13 protein-coding genes are annotated in these 17,470 nt (G+C 66.0%); all 13 read left to right on the forward strand.

The window, feature by feature from the left end:
* Positions 1–50 precede the first annotated feature (50 nt).
* The 13 genes from JAB8_RS22595 to JAB8_RS22655 all read left to right on the forward strand — a co-directional run bounded on the left by JAB8_RS22595 (position 51) and on the right by JAB8_RS22655 (position 17,331).
* Positions 51–1,466: a pilus assembly protein TadG-related protein gene (locus JAB8_RS22595; RefSeq protein WP_070291496.1), complete on the forward strand. Its 1,416-nt coding sequence runs from the start codon at positions 51–53 to the stop codon at positions 1,464–1,466.
* Positions 1,463–2,365: a hypothetical protein gene (locus tag JAB8_RS22600; RefSeq protein WP_070291497.1), complete on the forward strand. Its 903-nt coding sequence runs from the start codon at positions 1,463–1,465 to the stop codon at positions 2,363–2,365. The genes JAB8_RS22595 and JAB8_RS22600 overlap by 4 nt, the downstream gene beginning before the upstream one ends.
* A complete protein-coding gene (locus JAB8_RS22605; protein WP_070291498.1) occupies positions 2,362–3,183 on the forward strand; it encodes a hypothetical protein in 822 nt (273 codons plus the stop codon). Before JAB8_RS22600 ends, JAB8_RS22605 begins: the two co-directional genes overlap by 4 nt.
* A gap of 116 nt (positions 3,184–3,299) precedes the next feature.
* Positions 3,300–3,947, forward strand: coding sequence for a hypothetical protein (locus tag JAB8_RS22610; protein WP_139143145.1), 648 nt, complete (start codon positions 3,300–3,302; stop codon positions 3,945–3,947).
* Entirely contained in the window at positions 3,944–4,132 is a 189-nt protein-coding gene (locus tag JAB8_RS22615; RefSeq protein WP_070291499.1) for a hypothetical protein, read from the forward strand. Before JAB8_RS22610 ends, JAB8_RS22615 begins: the two co-directional genes overlap by 4 nt.
* A gap of 5 nt (positions 4,133–4,137) precedes the next feature.
* On the forward strand, positions 4,138–5,073 hold the full coding sequence (gene cpaB / locus JAB8_RS22620; RefSeq protein ID WP_070291500.1) for a Flp pilus assembly protein CpaB: 936 nt from the start codon (positions 4,138–4,140) through the stop codon (positions 5,071–5,073).
* A gap of 71 nt (positions 5,074–5,144) precedes the next feature.
* Entirely contained in the window at positions 5,145–6,674 is a 1,530-nt protein-coding gene (locus tag JAB8_RS22625) for a pilus assembly protein N-terminal domain-containing protein (RefSeq protein WP_070291501.1), read from the forward strand.
* Positions 6,675–6,682: 8 nt separating this feature from the next.
* Positions 6,683–8,467: an ATPase, T2SS/T4P/T4SS family gene (locus JAB8_RS22630; protein ID WP_070291518.1), complete on the forward strand. Its 1,785-nt coding sequence runs from the start codon at positions 6,683–6,685 to the stop codon at positions 8,465–8,467.
* On the forward strand, positions 8,464–9,336 hold the full coding sequence (locus JAB8_RS22635; RefSeq protein WP_070218533.1) for a type II secretion system F family protein: 873 nt from the start codon (positions 8,464–8,466) through the stop codon (positions 9,334–9,336). The genes JAB8_RS22630 and JAB8_RS22635 overlap by 4 nt, the downstream gene beginning before the upstream one ends.
* An 8-nt stretch (positions 9,337–9,344) precedes the next feature.
* The gene (locus tag JAB8_RS22640; RefSeq protein ID WP_070291502.1) at positions 9,345–10,262 is read left to right on the forward strand and encodes a type II secretion system F family protein; all 918 of its coding nucleotides are present in this window, start codon (positions 9,345–9,347) and stop codon (positions 10,260–10,262) included.
* A 9-nt stretch (positions 10,263–10,271) separates the two neighbouring features.
* Complete coding sequence (locus JAB8_RS22645; protein WP_070291503.1) at positions 10,272–11,537, forward strand: DUF192 domain-containing protein; 1,266 nt, start codon at positions 10,272–10,274, stop codon at positions 11,535–11,537.
* A gap of 83 nt (positions 11,538–11,620) precedes the next feature.
* Entirely contained in the window at positions 11,621–16,741 is a 5,121-nt protein-coding gene (locus tag JAB8_RS22650; RefSeq protein WP_139143146.1) for a DUF2235 domain-containing protein, read from the forward strand.
* Positions 16,738–17,331 carry a hypothetical protein gene (locus JAB8_RS22655; RefSeq protein ID WP_139143147.1) on the forward strand — a complete coding sequence of 198 codons (594 nt, stop codon included), beginning with the start codon at positions 16,738–16,740 and terminating at the stop codon, positions 17,329–17,331. The genes JAB8_RS22650 and JAB8_RS22655 overlap by 4 nt, the downstream gene beginning before the upstream one ends.
* Positions 17,332–17,470 lie beyond the last annotated feature (139 nt).

A 17,470-nucleotide genomic window follows, 5' to 3' on the forward strand; every position in this document is an offset into this window, starting at 1 on the left:
TGCCGCCGCCAGCGAGCCCCCGAGCCAATGAGCGCCTCAGCCACATCATCATGACACCGCTACAGGCAGTCCGCCTGCCCCCCTTCGCGCAACGCCGCCAGCAAGGCCAGGCGCTCATCTATGGCATCGTCGTTCTCATGGGCGGCCTGGCCGCCCTGCTCTTCGTTTTCAATACGGGCCAGCTCACGGCGGAAAAAACCAAGCTCGTCAATACGGCCGACGCCGTCGCCTACAGCGCCGCTGTCATGCAGGCGCGCGCCCTCAATTTCGACGCCTACACCAACCGCGCGCTGATGGCCAACGAGGTCATGATCGCGCAAGCCGTCAGCATCGCCGCGTGGTCCGCCCATGTCGTCAAACATACGGAAAACGTTACGCCCCTCAACTGCCGCAGCTATTACTCCGTGCCGGCGGCGCTGCTGCTGATCGATTACATCCCCGTCTGCTACCTGCTCAGCTTGCCTACCGCCAGGAATACCGCGCAAGCCGTCGACCAGGTGGCGCAGCAAGCAGCGCAGGCCAGCGTGCTGGCGTCCGAAGCGGCCAAGGCCGTCCTGCAGGGGGCGCAGGCGAACATGGCGACCACCATCCTGCCTGCCCGTAAAACGCTGATGCAGCAGGTGGCCGACGCCAACTATGCGGGCGACGGCAGCGTACATGTCGACAGCATGCCCATCACCGATACGTTCACGCAGTTCGAAGGAAGCAGCTTCATCCGCGCGTATGCGGGCGCCGAACGGGGCCGCTTCAAGCAGGCGGCGCTCGCTGCCGCCCAGCGCGATGCCTTCGTCCGGCAGCGCTCCTGGACCTCGGCCAATCACCTGCCTTGCCTGTTGGGCAACAAGGCGGAGTTCCGCCGGCGCGGCGGTACGGAGCTCGTCGACTTCGACGAGTGGAAAGCCATGGACACGGCGTCGCTGCACCACTGGTCCTGGCATACGCACGGCCTGTTTCGCCTGCCCACCTGCGACGACGATGAAATGCCGCTCGGCTACGGCACGCAGGCGGCGGCCCACGGCACGCCCGACGACAGCGGCGCCGCTTACGGCCAGTCGCGCCCTGGCAATCCCCGCGCCAGCGCCCTGGCCAGCAGCAGCGACTGGCATTACAGCGGTTTGCCCACCTTTTACGACATCGCCGTGCCGGCCCTGGCCTACGCGTCGACGGACCCGCAGCCGCGCCTGACCTTCGCCATCCGCCTGACGCGGGCGAAAGACCAGCTCAGGACATCCGATGGCAGCTCCGGCATCAAGCCGGGCGGCCGCCTGGCCCTCATTGACGGCAAGCCGGCCCACGCCGTGCTGGCGGCAGTGTCCTCCGCACAAGTGTATTTCGAACGGCCAAGCGGGCGCGACGATGGCATGACGGAGTTGGCCAGCCTGTTCAACCCGTATTGGCAAGTGCGCCTCGTGCCGACCTCGGCGGCCGATCTGGCGGCCGCCACAGCAATGGGAGGCGCGCGATGAAGCCGTTTGGCCTGTCCTTGTTGCTCCTGCTTTGCATCCTGCTGCCGGCCAGGGCCAGCACGCAGGCCGAAGATGCCGTGCGTCAAATGCCCATGGTCCACGAAGCGCTGGCGGCGCGCGACGCCACCGTCAAGGTGCACCTGGTCAGCGCGCGCGGCTACCTGAACGGCAAGCCCGGCGACGCGGCCGGCCTGGCCCGCCTGCACGCGGAAGTACAGGCTTGCGTCCAGCGCAACAGCGAACGGGGCATCGCCTCGAAGCCGCCGCACGCCTGGCCCGAACATGTCATCAGCATGCGTCTGGACACCTATGCTGCCGTCAACCGCAGCATCGTGTACGCCGCCGGCCTGTCCTATGCCATCGATCCCCGCGATTGCAGTCTGATGGAAGCGCGCACCAGCAAGGCCAGCCTGTCATCAAGCCTGGGGACCTGCGAAGTCGATTTGCTGGCAAAGACGGCGCACGGTCATTGCGATGCCACGGGGCAGGCGCGCGCCGCGCCGCCGCGCCGCCAGCCGCCGATGACGGCGGCGCAAAAGGCCGACATCGTGCGCCTGGCGGCCGGCAGCCCGGCCATGGCCGCATTCGCTGCCGCCATGCAAGCGCACCCGCAGGCGGGCATGGGCGAACGCAAGGTCATCCTCGGCCTGGAATGCGAGGTCCGGCCCAATCCGCTCGACCCGGAAGGCAAGAACTGCGTGTCGCGCGGCGGCTCCTTTTCCTCGCTGGACGCCATCGGCGAAGCAGGCATGTCCGGCATGACCTTGGAAATGAGCTCGCCCAACGGCATCGAGCTGCGCGCCACGCAGGCCAGGCTCGACACCCTGGTGCCGAACGCCGTTTTCGCGCCCTACCTCGAGGGCGGCTTTCGCATCACGCGCCCGGAGAACCGGCCATGAAACGGCACAGCTTTCGCCCCAGGCACGACCGCGGCCAGGCGCTGACGGAGTTTCTCGTGCTCGCCGCCGCCCTGTCGCCGCTGTACCTGCTGCTGCCCCTGATCGCCAAATACCAGGACATCGCCACGCAGGCCGGCATGGCCAGCCGCTACGTCACCTTCGAGGCGATCACGCACAACGATGCGCAGAGTGCCTGGAAGCCGCCGGCAGCCTTGGCCGGCGAAGTGCGCCGGCGCTTTTTCAGCAATGCGGACGCCCCCATCAAGACGGGCGATACGGCCGGTAATTTTCTCGCGCACCAGAACCTGTTCTGGCGCGGGCCTGCCGGCATCGCCCTGATCGCGGACTTCGACAGCGACGTGGCCGTCAGTTTTGGCCCCGGCAACGCGGCCAGCCATGCCGGCGCTTTCACGCCCGCCAGCGACGGCGCACCTTTCAACGGCTTGCCGGGCACCTCCGCAGGCCTGCACACCGCCGACGAACTGGGCTTGCCAAGCCGCGGCATTTACCGGGGCAACGTCAGCGTGCGCCTGGCCAGGTTGCCGTCAGGCATCGTCGCCTATCAACCGTTTGACAGTTTCGACCTGGCCATCCACCGCCATACGAGCGTCGCCATCGATGGCTGGGCAGCCGGGGGACCGGCCCAGGTGCAGTCCCGTCTCGACAGCAAGCTGCTGGTTCCCGCCACGGCGCTGCGCGATGCGGCGGGCGTGGTCAATGCCAGCGTGACCCTGGTGGAAATGGGGCACATCCAAGGTCCGAAGCTGGGGCAGCTCGACTTCTGGCGCGATGTCGTGCCGCCCGACCGACTCAGGTAGGCACTGCGCCATCCAACTTATCCGCATCAGGGGAGATTGCAGAAATGACAGCAAAACAATATCTTCGGCGCCTATCAGGCACGGCACTGGCGCTGTTGCTGCCCTGCAGTGCCGCTGTGTCGGCGCCGACAGCCTGGCCCGTGATCGCTGTTCCCGCCGGCATTGAAACCTTTGCCACGGGTGGCGAGATGCGCGTCAATGGCCTACCGCTGCACGTGCGCGGCGTGCTGTCCGCCAGGACGCCGGCCCAGGTGGCGGCGCTGTTCCGCGCCAGCCTGGGACAACCGCTGGCGGAACACACGCGGGACGGCACGCTGGTGCTGGGACGGGCGCTGGGCGAATTTTACGCCACGGTGCAGCTGCAGCCAGCGGGAAGCGGTACGCGCGGCCTGCTTGCCGTCAGCCACCTGGGCGCCGCGCCGGGGCCGCACGATAGCGCCACGGACAGGCTGCTGTCGCGCTTTCCTGCCGGCTCGCGCTTGCTGACGCAAACGCGTTCGGTGGATGGCCCGCGCCGCGCCGAGTTGCTCACTGTCAGCAACGCCATGGGCGTCGAGAGCAATGTCCGTCACTTGCGGCGCGCCCTCGAAGCGCAAGGCTACACGCTCGAGCATGCGGACTCGGCTGCCAGTGCGCCCGGCGGCGCCACCTCGCTGTTTTTCAAGACCTCCGCCAGTGAAGCGCTCGCGGTGATTTACCGCGACAGCCAGGGCCACACGGCCATCGCCCTGAACACCATCACGCGCCTGGAGTCCGCCAGATGAGGCCCCGCTTCCGCCGCCGGCCGCAAGAGGGCCAATCCAGCGTCGAGTACGCCATCGTCTGCGCCGCGCTGGCCATCGCCCTGGGCGTGGGCATGAGCGGCGAGACCAGCGTGCTCAGGCAACTGCTGGCCGCCTTCAAGTCCGTGTACCAGGACTTCAGCTACGCCATTTCCCTGCCCGGCTGAGCATCATGAAAATTCCCTTTCTCCCGTTTTCGAAGATCAACAAGACCTGGGTGGTACTGGGCGCCGCACTCGCCATCGGCCTGCTCGCCGCCGTCGCCACGCGCAGCTTCCTCAGCTCCCGGGTGGCCGAAATCGAGGCGCGCAATGTGCATCAGACGCTCAGCGTCGTCGTTGCCAAGACGGATCTGGCGCAAAACACGATCTTGTCGAACGACAACGCGGCCGTGCGCAAGATTCCCGTCGAATATGCCCACTCGGGCGCCGTGCAGCCGGGCGATTTCGAGCGTATCGCCGGCAACGCCATCGCGTTTCCCGTCAAGGCGGGCGAAATGATCATGTGGAGCCAGATGGCGGGCAAGCGCGTGCCCACCTTTTCCGCGCGCCTGGCGGCGGGGCGGCGCGCCATCACGGTGGTGGTCGATGAAATCAATTCGATCTCCGGCATGCTGGAACCAGGCGACCTGATCGACCTGATGCTGACCATCGACCAGAACGGCCGGAAGGTCGTGCTGCCGCTGTTGCAAAGCATGCAAGTCATGGCCACGGGCCAGCGCTCGGTGGATGACGCGAAAAACGGCGAGGCCGCGCAATTTGCCACCGTCACCCTCGACACCACGCCCGCGCAAGCGCGTAACCTCATCATCGCGCGCGAAAGCGGCAAGCTGACGGCCTTGCTGCGCAATCCGGCGGACAAGGCCGCGCCTGGCCAGCAAGACTATGACCTGTCGTTGCTGTTCGACACCCGGCCGGATAGCCTTCCCCTGCCGCAGCGGCGCGGCATCCCCGTGCTGTATGGCGGCAGCGGCATGCCGGCGCCGCCCGACGCCCTGCGCCTGCAGGGGCATCGCAGCGGTACCGATCCGCCAGTGGCGATGCCGCCGGCGCCAGTGGCCGCCCCACCGCCCATTCCGCTCATCAACGCTGCCGCCGCGCCGCCCTGAGGCGTACCGGCGACAGCCTGCCTTGCGCCAGCGCGCAAGCCACCGCACGCCCTTTGTATGGACACAGTCCCATGAAACGCTACTTCCTCACCCTGCTGTCAGCCCTTTGCGTAACGCTCGTGCTGGGCGCGAGCCTGGCGGCACCGGCCTGCGCCCGCGCCCAAACGGCGTCCCAGGGCGTGATCGAAGGCAAGGCGCCGCTCGCAGCCAGGGCCGGCAGCATGCCAAAGACCGCCAATACCAGCAGCGCGGCAGCGCGCTACCAGCCCATCGCCAAACAGGACGATGCCGAATCGGAGCCCGAACTGGAGCTGTACCTGGGCGAATCACGCGTCTTCCCCACGCCGGGCGTGGCGCGCATTGCCGTGGGCAATGGCCAGGTCATCACCGCCAACGCGCTCGACGACAGGGATGTCATCATTTTCGCCAACGGCGCCGGCAACTCCTCGTTGTTCGTCTGGCACCAGGATGGCCGCTACCAGCGCGTAAAAGTCACGGTGCTGCCGCTCGACATGCGCCGCTATGCGCGCGATATCGCCAGCTTTTTGTCGGCCATCCCGAAAGCGAAGGCCAGCGTGGTGGGCGACAAGGTCGTCGTCGAAGGCGATGAATTGTCCGACGCGGACCGCGACAAGGTGGCGGAACTGGCCAGGCGCTATCCGCAAATCGTCAATTTCACCAGCCCCATCGGCTGGGAACAGATGGTCATGATGGACGTCAAGGTGGTCGAGTTCCCCCGCACGGAACTGCGCGAGCTGGGCCTGAAATGGAGCGCCACGGGCGGCGCGGCCATCGGCGGCATCTGGGCGCCGTCCAGCCGCGGCGATGCGGGCCGCTATGCGATCAACGTGCGCACGGGCGAGGCCAATGCGCCGCCGATCACCGTGCCGAATGGCGGCAACGGCGGTTTCGTGCCCCTGCCCTCGAACCTCACCATCCTCAGCGCCATCAACCTGGGGCTGAACGCGCAGTTACTTGCACTACAACAAAATGGCACTGCCAGCATCCTTGCCGAACCCCAATTGTCGACGCGCAGCGGCTACAAGGCCAGCTTCCTGGCCGGCGGCGAGATTCCGTATTCCGTCGCCTCCGTCAACGGCGTGACGGTGCAGTTCAAGCCCTACGGCATCAAGCTCGACATCGAACCCAAGGTGGGCAGCAATGGCGTCATCCGCGCCGTCATCGAGTCGGAAGTCAGTTCCATCGACGCCTCGCTGTCCACCAGCAGCGGCCCGGCCTTGCTGACGCGGCGCACGCGTACGGAGTTCAATGTGCGGCAGGGCGAAACCATCGTCCTTGCCGGACTGCTGCAACGCAATAGCAGCAGCGACGTCGACAAAGTGCCCCTGCTGGGCGACATCCCCATCCTGGGCAGTCTGTTCCGCTCGAAGCGCTACCAGAACAAGGAAACGGAGCTGGTGGTATTCGTCACGCCCAGCATCGTCGACAGCCGCAGCGCCGGCCTGGCGGACCGGGTGCGCAGCGCCACGCAACGGCTGGAGCAGCAGCTGGGCCAGCCGCCCCACCTCAGCGACGCCTTGCAGCCCGGCGCGGATGCGGCCCGCTTCAACCAGGCGCCGCCGTCCGTGCCGGCGCAATGAAGGCCATCATGTTCCAGGTCGACATCCTCCACCCCGACGGCAGCGCCAGGCAAATGAGCGTGCCCGACGATTGCATGGTCGGCAGCAAGACCAGCAACGACATCTGGCTCGACAGCTGGCGCATCGGCAAGGAACACGCGCGCCTGCTCAGGACGCCTTCCGGCGTGTTGCTGGAAGACATGGGCTCTTATGCGGGCACCAGCGTCAACGGCGTGCGCGTCCGCAGCCAGCATGGCCCGCTGGCGCCGGGCGACGTGATCGCCATCGGCCCCTACAGGCTGCAGGTGCAGGAACTGGCCGGCACGGCACGGCCCGTGCAGGCGGCCGCTTTCCACTCGCGCTCGAGCAGCGCCGCCACGCGCAACCAGCGCGCCACGGCGGAAATCCACGCCTCGCGCCTGGCGGCGGAAAAAATGCAGCAGCACATGCAGCGGCAAGCGGGCGACGGCGCCGCGCCGGAAGAGGACTTTGCCATCATCCTGGCGCCGCAGGCACGCCAGCAGCTGGAATTCGAATGGCGTCAGCGCCTGCATGCGATCTTGCTCGAAACCATGGATTTGCGCCGCCACGACGTATCGAAAATGAGCGATGAGCAATTGCGCGCGGAAGCGCGGCGCTACATCCACGACATCATGCGGGCGCAGCGGGCCGAGATCCCCGAGGAACTCGACTATGAACTGCTGGCCAGGCAAGTGCTCGACGAAGCCGTGGGCCTGGGGCCGCTGGAGGAATTGCTCGACGATGCAGGCGTCACGGAAATCATGGTCAACCAGTTCGACCGGATTTATATCGAGCGCGACGGCAAGCTGGAAAGGCATCCGCTGACGTTTACCAGCGAACGGGCCGTGCTGGGCGTCATCGAGCGCATCGTCGCGCCGCTGGGCAGGCGCATCGATGAATCCTCGCCTATGGTCGACGCGCGCCTGAAGGATGGCTCGCGCGTCAACGCCATCATCGCGCCGCTGGCCCTGAAAGGCCCGGCATTGACGATCCGCAAGTTCGCCAGATACGAGATGACGGCGGACAATCTCGTGCAACTGGGCGCCCTCAGCGCCGACATGGCCGCTTTCCTGCAAGTGTGCGTGGCGGCGCGCAAGAATATCGTCGTCTCGGGCGGCACCGGTTCCGGCAAGACGACCTTGCTCAACATCCTGTCCAACTTCATTCCCGCGGGCGAGCGCATCATCACGGTGGAAGACGCGGCCGAGCTGCAACTGCACCATGAACACTGGGTCAGCCTGGAGGCGCGCCCCGCCAATGTCGAGGGCAAGGGCGCCGTTTCCATCCGCGAACTGGTGCGCAACACCCTGCGCATGCGCCCCGACCGCATCGTCGTCGGCGAATGCCGGGGCGGCGAGGCGCTCGACATGCTGCAGGCGATGAACACGGGCCACGACGGTTCGCTGACCACCCTGCACGCCAACAGCCCGCGCGACGCCCTGGCGCGCCTGGAAACCATGGTCTTGATGGCCGGTATGGAATTGCCCCTGTCCGCCATCCGCGACCAGGTCGCCTCCGCCATCCACCTGATCGTGCAGCAGACGCGCTTTGCCTGCGGCACGCGCCTGGTCAGCAGCATCACGGAAATCACGGGCATGGAAAGCGGCAAGTTCCAGATGCAGGAACTGTTCCGTTTCGTCCACCTCGGCTACGGCGGCGCGGGCGAAGGCGAAGGCGCTATCGTACGCGGCTATTTCAGCGGCTGCGACCTGCTGCCGGGCTTTTACGAAGCCTTGCGCAGCCAGGGCCAGCCGCTCGACACGACGATCTTCCGCCAGCGGGAGGCGACATGAACAGCGCCATGAACGCCGCCCACATGCTGCTGTTCATCACCGCCATCGCCGCCCTGGCGGCGGCCATCCTCGCCTGGCTGGTGATCGACATCGGCATCGCGACCATGCTGCGCTACCGCGCCCACTTCACGGAACGCACGCGTTTCCAGGTGCGCGAATTCTTCCTGTTCGTCGATCCCGCGCGCATCTTCCTGGCCCACGCGGCCACCATGACCCTGGGCGCCATCATCGCCGGGCTGGCCAGCGGCAGCATGCTGGTGGCCGCCCTGGCCTTCCTCGGCCTGGCGCTGCTGCCGCGCGCCGTGTATGCCTGGCTGCGCCGGCGGCGCCTGCGCAAGTTCGAAGAGCAGTTGCCGGACGCGCTGATGATGCTGGCCGGTGCCCTGCGCGCGGGCCTGAGCCTGAACCTGGCGATGTCGCAGCTGGTCATCGAGGCGCAGGCGCCGCTGGGCCAGGAATTTACCCTGCTGCTGCGCGAGCAGCGCCTGGGCGTGACCCTGGAGCAAAGCTTGAACGGCCTGGTGCGGCGCATTCCTACCCAGACCACGATCCTCGTGGTGTCGGCCATGCGCATCGCCACGGAAACGGGCGGCGGGCTGGCGGAAATGCTCGAACGCACGGCCAGCACGGTGCGCAACCGATTGCACATCGAAGGCAAGATCCGCGCGCTGACGTCGCAGGGCAAGTTGCAGGCGTGGATAGTCGGCCTCTTGCCCGTCACCCTGATGCTCGTGCTCGACCACATGGAGCCGCAGGCGATGGACCAGCTGTGGCACACGCGCATGGGCTGGGGGGCGCTGGCCGTCATCGCCACCCTTGAAGTGCTGGGCATCCACGTCATCCGGCGCATCGTCGCCATCGATGTCTAGGCGCCGCCATGTCTCCCACCCGCATCGAACTCACCATCACTGCCCTGGCCATGCTGTCCGGCCTGGCCATGGCACTGCTGGCGACTTTGCTGGCCAGGACGGTGACCGCCATCCCGGCCGAGGACCGCAGCTACAAGGACGCGCCGCCCCTCGCCTTCCGCCTGCTGTGGTGGCCCATCCACTGGGGCGGCCATGCGCTGCGCCCTTTCATTGCCAGGGCGCCCACGGCCTCTCTGCCCGTGCGCTTGCGCAAGGCGGGCCTGGACTACAGTCTCAGCCCCTCGCAATTCGTCGCGGCGCGGCTGCTGTGCGCGCTGATCGTCGCCGCCTTTTCGTGCTGGGTGCTCGATTCGCTGGGCCAGGGCAGCCGCAGCGGCGTCGGAGCCGCCCGCTACTGGCAGGCGGGGCTTGCCGGCGCCGGATCCGGCTGGTGCTACCCGGGTATCTGGCTGCGCGACCGCATGGCGCTGCGCAGGAGCGCGCTGAACAAGTCCCTGCCCTTTTACCTCGACCTCATCACCCTGTGCGTGGAAGCGGGACTCAATCTGCAGGGCGCGCTGCAACAGGCTGCGCTGAAAGGGCCGAAAGGCGCGCTGTGCGACGAAATCAAGCGCGTGCTGCGCGATGTGCGTAGCGGCAAGGCGCGTGCCGACGCGCTGCGCGCCATGAGCGAACGGGTGCAGGAACCGGCCGTGACCAATTTCGTCACGGCGCTGATCCAGGCTGAACGTATGGGCATGAACCTGGGACCCGTGCTGCGGGCACAAGCGGATCAGCGGCGCTCCGAGCGCTTTCTGCGCGCCGAAAAACTGGCCATGGAAGCGCCCGTCAAGCTGCTGTTTCCCCTCATCGCCTTCATCTTTCCCTGCACCTTCATCGTCCTGTTCTTTCCCATCGTCGTGCAATTCATGCAGTCGGGCCTATAAGGAGCTGCCATGCCCACACGCCATTCCAGCATCCTGCACACGGCCAGCGGTGCGCACGCGCTGGACCTGCGCCTGGCGGACAGCTTTCTCACGCGCCTGCGCGGCCTGATGCTGGCCGCCCCGCTGCATGGCGCGCAAGGCTTGCTGATCACGCGCTGCGCCAGCGTGCATGCGGCCTGCATGCGCTATTCCATCGACGTGGTCTACCTGGACCGGCACGGCGTCGTCACCCGCTGCGCCGCCGGCCTGCGCCCGTGGCGCGCCAGCTTCGGCGGCCTCGGCTGGCGTGCGCCGCGCACGGCGCACACGCTGGAACTGGCCGCCGGCGCCATCGCGGCCCTGCACATTCGTCCTGGCGACCGCCTGCAGCATCCACGGCTGGAAGCTGCGCCCGCAACGGTGGCCGGCACGCGGGACAAGACCCAGCGCGGCTCGGCGATGATCGAATTCACCGTGGTCGGCCCCATCATCACCCTGCTCGGGCTGTCGATCCTGCAATACGGCATGTTGTTTTTTGCCAGGACACAAATCAACTACGCGGCCTTCATGGCCGCGCGCGAAGGGGCCGTCGCCCATGCCAGCGTCAACAGCGCCTACGCGGCGTACACGCGCGCGCTGATCCCCCTGTACGGCGGCGGCCAGACGCCAGCCCAGCTCGCTGCTTCGCTGGCCAAAGCGAACGCAGACCTCGGCGCCAACGGCACCGGTAACGCCAGCATCGAGCTGCTCAACCCGACCCGGCAAAGTTTTGATGACTGGAACGACGTGCACAGGCAAATCGCGCTGCATACGGGCAACCGCCGCGTCATCCCGTACAGCGGCCAGAGCCTGAAGGAGCAGAAAGTGGGCCCTACTTCCGGCCAAACCATCCAGGACGCCAACCTCATCAAGCTGCGCATCACGCATGGCTACCTGCCAAAAGTTCCCCTGGTCAAGAACCTGTATGCCACCTACCTGAAATGGCTGGACCCGCACACGGACGCCTTTCATACCAAACTGCTGGCCAGCGGCCGCATACCCGTGGTCACGCACGTCACCGTACACATGCAGTCCGACGCCATCGAGGGCAACAGCCCCGTTTCCACGCCGGGGCCGGGCAACGGCGGAGCGCCCGTCAACCCCGGCAACCCGCCCGTCACAGACCTGCCGCCGCCCGCGTGCGACAACCTCAGTTGCACCGACCCGCCCCTGACGCCGCCCCCTTGCAACCCGTTCACGGACCCGCGGCATTGCGTGCCGGAACCGTGCTCCATCGTCTGCTGCGAACCGAGCTGAGGTAAACCATGTTGCCATCTCTATATATTCATCGTCTGCGTCCCCGCAGTATCAGCCTGCCGGCCTGGTTCTTGTTATCCTGCATGCTATCTTTTACCTTGCCCGCGCGCGCCTGCGGCCCCGAACCGGGCGGCCCCCCATCCCCCTGCAGCGGCGCCGTCGCCGGCGTGGGCGGCAGCGGCGGTCCCGATGCGGGCGCGGGCAATCCCATCAACGTCATCACCGGCAATAAATACCAGCGCGAGGAAGACTTGCCCGCCCTGCCCGGCGTGCTGGGAGTGGAAATCGTACGTCACTACAACAGCGCCTACAGCAAGCCAGGCAGCCCCAACGGTCCCATGGGACGCGAATGGAAACTGTCGTATGAAACCGAACTGATCGACAAAGATGGCCGCATCCAGATACTGCAGGCCGACGGCGCCCGCGTCATCTTCGACCGCGATCGACGGCATCCGGACCTGTGCAGCACGGCGCTGCCGGCCCATGGCCGCCTGACGCTGGCGCCCCAGGCCAACGGCGCCAGCGACTACACCTGGACCCTGCCCGACGGGCGCCGCCTGCATTTCAATACCTTCGGCAAGCTCGACAGCATCACGGCCGCCACGGGCGAAATGCTCAGGCTGCTGTATGACGACAACCATCTGCTGGTGCAAGTGACCGACCCGCAAGGCCGCAGCCTGCACCTGCGCTACCTGGCGCCCACCTCGGCAGGCGCCAGGGCCGGCACGCAATTTCGCGGCGTGCAACACATCGACAGCCCCGTGGGACGCTTTTCCTACGACTACGGCGGCGCGCCGCCACCGGGAGCACTGTCCTTCGAGCGGCGCATCCTGCTGGCCAACCTGCTGCGCGTGCACTTGCCGGCGGGCGACAAGGCGCAGCCCGCCGTCAGCCGCCGCTACCACCACGAAGACCCGCGCCTGCCCTGGCTGCTGACGGGCATCAGCATCGAAAGCGGCAGCGCCGGCGGCCCGCCCCTGGCCACGCGCTACGCCACCTTCGGCTACGACAGCAACGGCCGCGCCAACCTCAGCACGCATGCCGGCAATGTCGGCAAGGTCACGCTCGATACCAGCGAGGGGGGAAAAACCGTGCTCACCAACAGCCTGGGCCAGCGCACCGTCTACCGCCACGCCATCGTCGGGGGCCAGCAGCGCCTGCTGGAAGTACGCGGCGCCGGCTGCGCCAGCTGCGGCGAAAGCAATGTGCGCTACGCCTACGACAAGCTGGGGCAACTGCTGGAAACGACCCGCCTGGACGACAAGGGCGAGCCCGTCAGTGCCAACTGGCGCGAACTGGATCCGCTGGGCCGCACCGTCCGCGCCGGCAGCGTGACATACCAGCACGGCAAGCGGGGCGCCGCGCAATGGCGGCTACGCCTGGAATACGCGGGCGACGATCCCGCGCCCACGCTGATCGCCCGCCCCAGCGTCGTGCCGGGCAAGGAGCGGCAAACGCGCATCGATTACAACGCCATGGGCCAGGTCCTGCGCGTGACGCAGACGGGCTGGGTGCCAGGCCACGACGGCCAGCAGGCAACGGCCGCCATCGCGCGCACCACCAGTTACCAGTACGCCATCATCGCCGGCCACAGCCTGCTGACCCGTACCGACGGCCCCCTGCCCAACGGCAAGACGGGCACGCCGCTGGACTCCGATGTCACCGTGTTTGAATATGGCCAGCCGGCGGACAAGAGCGACGCGGGCAAGCTGGCGCGGTATGACGAACATGGAACAAACGACGTCCCCCTGACCGCCATCATCGCGCCTGGCAATCTCAAGCGCGCGTTCACCTATGACGGCGCCGGCCGCATCGCCACCATCTCCGATGCGCTCGGTCAGATCACGCAGTACGCCTACACGCCGCGCGGCCAGTTAATGCGCCAGACGCGCGACGGCGCGACGTATGCGGCGCGTTACGACGGCCTGGGTAATCCGCTCGAAATCGCATACAGCGACCAGGCAGGCCAGCAGTCGCTTGCCCGCCTGGAGTACGACGCCGCCGGCCGCCGCATCTGGAACGCCTCACACCTGGGCATCGTGACGCGCCATCGCTACGACACGGAAAACCGCCTGCTCGACACCACCACGCAATCGAGTACCATCAAGCAAACCCTTGGCTACCGCTACGACCCGTTGGGCCATCTGCTGGCCATGACCGATGCGAATGGCGCGCGCTCGACGATCAGGTGGAACGCACGCGGCCTGCCTGATACGGTGGCCGATGCGCTGGGGCGCGTCACGCGTTTGCGCCATGACGCCATGGGCAATATCGTCGGCGTGACGCAGTGGGCGAACACGCCGGAGGCATTGGGACAAAACACGGAAACCCGCTTCGAACGCGATATCGACGGTCAGCCCATTGCCGTGACAGCGCCAAACGGCGCCACCACCCGCTATCTGCGCGATGATTTCGGCCAGGTCATCGCCACCATCAGCCCCGACAGCGGCATGACACGCCGGCAATTCGACGCCGCCGGCAGGCTGATAGCGGGCACCGACGCCATGGGGAACCAGGCCAGCTACGCCTACGATGGCGCCGGGCGCATCGTGCGCCAGGTCATCACCGATGTCGGCACTCCGGCCGGCCAGCGCCAGACCGTCACCACCTGGCGCTACGCGGGCGCACACCTGGTCGCCATCGATCACCCGCAACAATCCGAGCGCTACAGCCACGACGCGCATGGGCGCCTGTCCGTCAAGACCGTCATCATCACGCTCCACGGCGGCAGGCAGGCCAGCTATCACACCCGTTACCGCTACGACAGCCTGGGGCAGCTGAGCGGCATCAGCTTGCCGGACGGCAGCATGCTCGAATACCGGCGCAACGGCCAGCAGCAAGTAGTCGCGCTTGAGCGCCAACGCGTCCACAGTCCCTGGCTGCGCTGGCTGCTGCCAGGGACAAGCATCGTCAAGGACCTGGAGCGCGACGTGATGGGACTCAAGCGCTACACCTATGGCAACGGCATCGAGGCCCTTTACCAGCGCAGCAAGGAAGGGGCGCTGGCGCGCATCGTCTACCGCAACGCGCGGGGGGACCAATCCGGACAGCAAGCCGTCTTGGCGTTGCAAGCCGTGCTGGGCATCGGCCAGGCCGTGGCCGCGCCGGAATCCGCGCTGCCAGCCGAAAATGCGCAGCACGCCGCCCAGGCTGGCGCGTTGGGCCTGCCACCCGATCCGGCCGCCCTGCTCGATCACCGCTACCTGTGGGACGTGCAGGGCAACTTGCTGTATACGAGGGACAGGGACGCTGCCAGCAGCTACGCCTACGATGCCCACGACCGCCTGATTGCAGCGGCAACGGCCTCCCTGGCCCCGTCAACGGCGGCAAGCTTCGACCGCTACCACTACGACAGCGGCGGCAACCGCCTTATCAGCCAGGAAGAGATCGCCAGCCAGGATGAACTGCGGCGCAACACCGTCCGCGCCAGCGATACGAAAGACGCCCGCTACGACGCGGCCGGCCAGCCGCAGCGCATCGGCCAGCGCCGCTATGCATGGGATGCGCTGGGCCGGCTGCTGGCAGTGCATCAGGGCCTGGACCTGCTGGCGCGCTACCGCTACAACCATCGCGGGCTGCGCATGGCCAAGGAAGTGCGCGGGATGCGTACTTATTATCTGTACGACGACGACAGAAAGCTGCTGGCGGAAGTCGATGCCGACGGCAAGGTCAGCCGGCAATACATCTATCTTGCCGGCCAGCCGCTGGCGCTGATCGACACGGCGGCCGACGCCGCCGCCGAATTACGGGAACAGCGTGGGCCGCTGGCGCAAGCCATGGCCGACATCTCGGCCATCTGGCAAGCCTGGTTCAGTCACGGCGAGAGCATCGCCTTCCTGCACAACAACCATCTGGGGGCGCCCGAGCTGGCTACCGACGCCCATGGCAAGCCCGTGTGGCAAGCCGCATATGCGCCATTTGGCAAGTTAAGAAAAACAAACACCCAGTACGCCTTCCAGCTCAAGCTGCGCCTGCCGGGCCAGTATGCCGACCAGGAAACGGGCTTGTACTACAACGACCAGCGCTATTACGACCCGGCCCAGGGCCGTTACCTGACGCCCGACCCGCTGGGTCTGCGTGCCGGCACCAACAGCTACGTCTATGTCTATGTCGCGGGCAATCCGCTTAAATATGTCGATCCGAACGGGCTGATCCTGTTTGCGTTTGATGGCACGGGCAACAGCGAACATCCGAAACCGGACAGTTCGATTTCCAATGTGCTGAAGTTCTACGAGGTCTACGACGAGATTCAAAATGGAAAGAAATTCTATATCACCGGCATCGGCACCACCAACCAGGATATGCCCTACGCCGGCAGCGCTATTACGGGCGAAGGCTTCGATCAGCGCGTGAGCCTGGGATTGAAATTTCTCAACAATTTCATAGGAACCGATAGCGATACCAGCATTCTTAATATTGACGTGGTCGGCTTCAGCCGTGGTGCGGCCGAGGCACGCTTTTTTCTCAATGTCGTTGCCGACAACCTCAAGAAAAATGACGGCGCCTATGTGACTGATGGGAAAAGCCGCTGCCTGAACCTGCGCTTCGAAGGCTTGTGGGATACCGTGCCGCATCTCGGCATATTGCATCAGGACGAAAAACAATACTTCTTTTCAGTACCGGCCGCCGTCAAATACGCGGTGCACGCCGTGGCGCTGAACGAGCACCGCGGTGGGCCGCCTGACTTCGATCTGCGCTCCATCATGGACAGACCCGGCCAGACCAGTTCGGCGAACCGCCTCGAAAAGGCATTCATTGGCAGCCATTCCGACATCGGCGGCGGCTTCGGCACCGGCGACCTGTCCGATGTGGCGCTGATGTGGATGGTTGAACAGGCGAAGGGGCAGGGAATCGCGATTGATAATACAAAGCTCAACGACAATGGATGGAGCACCATTACCAACCCCATCTTGCATGACCGGAGCGGCAACAGGTTCAACAGCGACGACATCACCGTCACCAGATACGTCGGCTATGAAAACGGCAAGGAAGTATCGCAAACGGACGCGGTCTTCGATGGCAAGCGAACCTCGGATACCAACGATTTCATCAATTTTTTCCCCGATGCTTACAAGTGCGGCACGATGGCCAATCCCGATATCGGGCTGGTGGACATGAACAAATACAAGCTTTGGCTGGCCAGCTATGGCCTAAGCATGACCAGCAGCCCCATCGTCAACTCTTCCTGCAAGGCACCATCATGAAAAAACATCTGCTCCAGGCAGTTTGCTTCCTGGCGGCCATCGCCCTCTGTGCAGCCTGCTCTGTAACACGGTCGCAGGACGGCCCCGGCATGATCGTAACGTTCAGTAACGGCATCAAAGGCAAGAAGGTCGACGTGCTGCGCGCGCGAACGGCGAACGGCGTATTTTTTCCGACCCCTGGTTCACTAGGTCCCGCCAAGAACCCCATGACTGGCGGCGCCACCATGGGCGCCGCGCCCGATGGCCGCGAACTGCCGCAATGGGTGGAGTTCGAATGGAAGGTATGGCCCTATCCCTACCCGGACATGCCCGCTGATCCTATAGCGCGGCAAGTCTGGAGTGACGGCGTGCATGCCATGTCCCGCTCGCTGCCCATCCAGACGGCCCGTGTCGCCGTCCGGTCGCGCGTGCCGCAAGACGTCATCGACGAAGTGCTGGTATCAAACAGGCAAAGAGCGCCCAACGCGCTGTCGGACAAGGATCTCTGGGTGTATTTCATCTGGTACGACACGGGCATCAAGTTTCGCTGGAGGCTGCTGCAGGGCTGCTGCAAGATGCTGCGCGAAGGCGGCGACGAGCTTGCGCCATGATCAAAGCGCCAGACAACCAGCACCGGCCGGCGCGTCCGCCGTGGCCGTCCCCCCCACCTTCAACACTTCCTGCAAGGCGCCATATGCAAAAATATCTGCTTCAGACGATCTGCTTCCTGGCGGCCATCGCCCTCTGCAC

Source organism: Janthinobacterium sp. HH106 (assembly GCF_001758725.1).
Lineage (GTDB): Bacteria > Pseudomonadota > Gammaproteobacteria > Burkholderiales > Burkholderiaceae_D > Janthinobacterium.